1 rRNA gene is annotated in these 1837 nt (G+C 54.2%); it reads left to right on the top strand.

Annotated features, from left to right (window positions below):
• The first annotated feature begins 221 nt into the window (after positions 1–221).
• Positions 222–1762, top strand: a 16S ribosomal RNA gene (locus tag HF027_RS15380).
• Positions 1763–1837: the final 75 nt, after the last annotated feature.

Raw genomic sequence — 1837 nt, 5'->3', positions numbered from 1 at the left:
GATGCGGGATGCTCCACTCTTTATAGAGCCCGGAGCTGCTCTTTAACAATCGATCAGATAATTCATGTGGGCGCTTGTCGATGAAGGGGTGGTCAGTCACCGATACTTCAAGGCAAGCGACTCGTCAAAAGAAGCCATATCGGCTGATTTTTTGAGACGTTTGAACCTTGAGCCAAGTTTGGTCTACTTCTTCCTTCGGGAAGGCAAGACCGTATGATTTTAAACTGAAGAGTTTGATCATGGCTCAGATTGAACGCTGGCGGCAGGCCTAACACATGCAAGTCGAGCGGAAACGAACCTAGCTTGCTAGGAGGCGTCGAGCGGCGGACGGGTGAGTAATGCATAGGAATCTGCCCGGTAGTGGGGGATAACTTGGGGAAACTCAAGCTAATACCGCATACGCCCCAAGGGGGAAAGCAGGGGATCTTCGGACCTTGCGCTATCGGATGAGCCTATGTCGGATTAGCTAGTTGGTAAGGTAACGGCTTACCAAGGCGACGATCCGTAGCTGGTCTGAGAGGATGATCAGCCACACTGGGACTGAGACACGGCCCAGACTCCTACGGGAGGCAGCAGTGGGGAATATTGGACAATGGGCGAAAGCCTGATCCAGCCATGCCGCGTGTGTGAAGAAGGCTTTCGGGTTGTAAAGCACTTTCAGCGAGGAAGAAGGCTTGGCGGCTAATACCTGCCAGGAAGGACATCACTCGCAGAAGAAGCACCGGCTAACTCCGTGCCAGCAGCCGCGGTAATACGGAGGGTGCAAGCGTTAATCGGAATTACTGGGCGTAAAGCGCGCGTAGGTGGCTTGATAAGCCGGTTGTGAAAGCCCCGGGCTCAACCTGGGAACTGCATCCGGAACTGTTAGGCTAGAGTGCAGGAGAGGAAGGTAGAATTCCCGGTGTAGCGGTGAAATGCGTAGAGATCGGGAGGAATACCAGTGGCGAAGGCGGCCTTCTGGACTGACACTGACACTGAGGTGCGAAAGCGTGGGTAGCAAACAGGATTAGATACCCTGGTAGTCCACGCCGTAAACGATGTCGACTAGCCGTTGGGAGCCTTGAGTTCTTAGTGGCGCAGCTAACGCAATAAGTCGACCGCCTGGGGAGTACGGCCGCAAGGTTAAAACTCAAATGAATTGACGGGGGCCCGCACAAGCGGTGGAGCATGTGGTTTAATTCGATGCAACGCGAAGAACCTTACCTACTCTTGACATCGTGCGAACTTTCCAGAGATGGATTGGTGCCTTCGGGAGCGCACAGACAGGTGCTGCATGGCTGTCGTCAGCTCGTGTTGTGAAATGTTGGGTTAAGTCCCGTAACGAGCGCAACCCCTATCCTTATTTGCCAGCGAGTCATGTCGGGAACTCTAAGGAGACTGCCGGTGACAAACCGGAGGAAGGTGGGGATGACGTCAAGTCATCATGGCCCTTACGAGTAGGGCTACACACGTGCTACAATGGCAGGTACAAAGGGTTGCAAGACGGCGACGTGGAGCTAATCCCAGAAAGCCTGCCTCAGTCCGGATCGGAGTCTGCAACTCGACTCCGTGAAGTCGGAATCGCTAGTAATCGTGCATCAGAATGGCACGGTGAATACGTTCCCGGGCCTTGTACACACCGCCCGTCACACCATGGGAGTGGACTGCACCAGAAGTGGTTAGCTTAACCCTCGGGGGAGCGATCACCACGGTGTGGTTCATGACTGGGGTGAAGTCGTAACAAGGTAGCCGTAGGGGAACCTGCGGCTGGATCACCTCCTTAATCGACGACTCGCCTCTTCTCGGCAAGTGTCCACAATGAATTATCTGATCGGCCAGAGCATAAGACTGTTTGGGT

This window comes from Halomonas salinarum (assembly GCF_012062845.1).
GTDB classification, from domain to species: domain Bacteria; phylum Pseudomonadota; class Gammaproteobacteria; order Pseudomonadales; family Halomonadaceae; genus Onishia; species Onishia salinarum.
Note: the sequence above shows the minus strand (reverse complement) of the source record. Positions and strands in the feature narration are given on the sequence as shown.